We start from the raw sequence: 1,764 nt of genomic DNA on the forward strand, positions 1-1,764 counted from the left end.
CCTGACTTGGGTCAAACGCCTTAGTGCCTTGCGGCGGGTGTTTGCAAGGCCTTGAGGAGAGCTTCGTCGTCAGGGCTGAGTCCGGGCGGGATCGTGGTGGTGATGCCATTGATCTCGACGGTCGCTGAACGCAGTGGCTTCAGGGTCCGCAGAACCCGGCGCAAGGACAACCCTGTGCGGTTCTGGACCTCGCGGCTGATGGCCAGCGCGGTGAACACGATGGTGAGGTGGGCCTCGATCGCATCCCTGGTGCGCGCGAACATCGGCCGGGCCCGCAGGTCGGTCTTGGACATCCGGAACGACTGCTCGACCTGCCACAACGCGTGATAGCTCCCGATCACCTCGCTCGCAGGCATGAGATCGGCGGGGATGTTGGTGACGTAGCCCTTCAACCCGACCAACCGTCGGGCCCTGGTCAGTGAGGTCTCGTCGAGTTCAGCAGCACCGTTGCGGGTCTTCACGAACCGCGGCGCCCGCGCCGTCTTCTCCCCGGCCACGACGGCCTTGGCGCGCTCTTCTTGCAACGTCAGCGTCCGGTTGTCGCGCACGGCCCGCTTCTTCGAGTACGCCCACACCGCCCGCCACGACCCAGAATGCTGTCCGGGGTCCCAGATAGGTTCGGCCTTCACCGACGGGTTGCTCGCCGCGTCCTTGTGATGGCCGGTGCGTGGGGTGAGGGTGTCGATGACCTGACCGTCGGCGAACGCGTCGCCGTGCCAGCGGAAGTGGGACTCCAGATCCTTCGGCGCCTTCGTCACCCTGGATCCGACGATGAACCGCAGCCCGGCCTCGTCCAGCGCCGAGAGGTTCGACGCCGACAGCATTCCGGCGTCCGCGACGACGACCATGTCGGCCAGCCCGTGGCGGGCCTGGAACTGCTTCACGATCGGGATGATCGTGGTGGTCTCGGCCTTGGTGCCTTCGTAGCAGCCGATCTCGAGTGGGAACCCGTTGCGGTCCACCAGGAGCCCGACCACGATCTGCGGGTCGACGCGACGTTCCTTGGAGTACCCGACCTTCCTGAGGTCGTCCTCCTTCTCGGCCTCGAAGTACAAGGTGGTCACGTCGTAGAGCACCAACGACACATCCCCGGCGGTGACGGCGTGGTTGAAGCAGGCGGTCGCGATCTGATCGCGGTACCCGCCGGCGTGAGCACGACGCAGCGTCCGTTTACGGGTCGAAAGACTCGCTGACACGCGCCCCATCTCTGCCAGGACCCGGTCGATGTCGAGCAGACTGGTCGGCTCGACCACACGGGCGATCACCAGGTCACGGAAGACCTCGTCGTCCACGACGTCGAAACCCAGGCTGGAGTACACCCCAGCCAGCGCGTCGTAGACCAACCCCGAGGAAGTCTTCAGCACCCGCGCACGCGACACCCGCTGGCGCGAAAGGGGCGCCGGCGTCGCGGTGTCCGCGAACAGTCCCGGCGGGGTCGACGGCGTGACCATGGTGGCCTTCGCGACGGCCGGGGTGATCCCCAGGTCGAGGACCCCCTGCTGGTCATCGGCCAGCAGCCGGTTCGCTTCCTCGATCAGCAGCCCGAGCTCGGCCTCGTCACGCGCCGAGCCGACATGGCGAACGATCCGCCGAAGACCATTGACCGACTCCGCGATCTGCACCGCCGTGGCCCCCGAAGCCGTACGAACCTTGCGGACCCAAGCCACCAGACGATCCTACCGACCCGAATTAGTGCCTTGCCGACGCACTAAGAACAAGCATCACCGCAGGTCAGCGCGTTCCAGCCCTCAGGAATCTGTGCAA

1 protein-coding gene is annotated in these 1,764 nt (G+C 66.2%); it reads right to left on the minus strand.

All coding sequences use genetic code 11. From position 1 onward, the window contains the following. Nucleotides 1-20: 20 nt before the first annotated feature. Nucleotides 21-1,667, minus strand: coding sequence for an IS1634 family transposase (locus IEQ44_RS15510; protein WP_193639385.1), 1,647 nt, complete (start codon nt 1,665-1,667; stop codon nt 21-23). Nucleotides 1,668-1,764 lie beyond the last annotated feature (97 nt).

The sequence above is a fragment of the Nocardioides malaquae genome (assembly GCF_015070385.1).
Lineage (GTDB): Bacteria > Actinomycetota > Actinomycetes > Propionibacteriales > Nocardioidaceae > Nocardioides > Nocardioides malaquae.